This is a genomic window from Vibrio sp. 1F263 (assembly GCF_041439035.1).
Lineage (GTDB): Bacteria > Pseudomonadota > Gammaproteobacteria > Enterobacterales > Vibrionaceae > Vibrio > Vibrio tasmaniensis_A.
In genome coordinates this window covers 1-1,137 of sequence record NZ_JBGONI010000134.1, presented here as the reverse complement: position 1 = coordinate 1,137, position 1,137 = coordinate 1, and the positions used below count along the sequence as shown (strand labels likewise).

Annotated in this window: 1 protein-coding gene and 1 pseudogene; both read right to left on the bottom strand. The window is 42.7% G+C overall.

The genetic code is table 11. The annotated features are described in order from the left end of the window. Positions 1-336 precede the first annotated feature (336 nt). Entirely contained in the window at positions 337-1,050 is a 714-nt protein-coding gene (gene fre, locus ACED25_RS23500) for an NAD(P)H-flavin reductase (protein WP_009848201.1), read from the bottom strand. Between the two features lie 20 nt (positions 1,051-1,070). Then, a pseudogene (locus ACED25_RS23495) lies at positions 1,071-1,137 on the bottom strand (ferredoxin); the annotation flags it as partial.

The window sequence follows — 1,137 nt, the reverse complement described above, 5'->3', positions numbered from 1 at the left end:
ACAGATTGATAGGTTTAAATTGTTAAAGAGCTTCACTTGTTGAGCGTTCCTTTTAAGTAAGGAGCCTCTCAAAGTGGACGGCCATTCTAGCGAATTAACATTCAGTGTCAAACACTTTTTGAAAATTAATTTTTGTCGCTTTCCGTCTGACTGATTCTTGCTGAAGCCTTGTGGCGCCTGCCGTCTCAGTGGTGTCGCATTATAGGGAACCCTCTCAGCTTAGCAACTACTTTTTCATGAAAAATGAATAAACAAAGCTTAAGTGCTTAATAGTTCACCTAAACGGAAAAAAGAGAGCATTTCTGCTCTCTTTTTGCTCTAAATCTGAAAGAAATCTTAGATAAACGCGTAAGCATCTGCGTACATATGGTCACGCTTTGCTTCTTTATTCTGAGTAAACAAGTCTCTTGCAGCACCTGCCATTTCGAAACGGCCCGCAATGTAGATATCAAAATCAGCTAATGATTCGAAACTTTGCGTGATTGCTTCAAGTACGTTACCCGTTTGACCGTGCCAAACTTCAGGTGCTTCTTCTACTACTGGTACAAAATGCACATTGCTGTGTTTTGCTGCAATGTCGACAAGCTCTTCTTTCGCGTACAGCTGGCACTCATCTTTTGCGCCCCAGTATAGATGAATCTCTTTTTTACTGTTCTGCGCGATGCAGTGATCGAGAATAGAGCGCACGTAGCTGAAGCCAGTACCACCAGCAATTAGTAACAGAGGACGATCGCTTTCTTCTTTAACCCACGCATCACCGTGCGGAGCATCAATAGCTATGTCGCCATCTTCCGCTTGCGCTTTCTTCATTGCCTCAACAACTTCTGAAGCGTAAGCATTGTGCTCAGCTGCACCAATGTGTAACTCAAGCTCGCCTTCATGACGACAAGGGCTGCTTGCAATCGAAAATGGACGCTTGTCTTTTTCACCCATTTCAACCATCAAGTATTGGCCCGCTTTAAAAGCTACCGGTGTTTCTGGGTGAAGTAGGATTTGGTAAGTGTTACAAGCCAAAGGCTCGATAGATTTCACTTTACATTTAATAGTCATGTTCTTCCTCTCACTAACCCTTAATCGGCAAAGGTTAGAACTAAATTACTTTCTGCAAATGCTTGGCAAGCAAAAATCCAACCTTGT

What these genes read in the sequence shown, in the direction of transcription:
- fre (WP_009848201.1), bottom strand. Translation starts at nt 1,050, where the DNA reads ATGACTATTAAATGTAAAGTGAAATCTATCGAGCCTTTGGCTTGTAAC.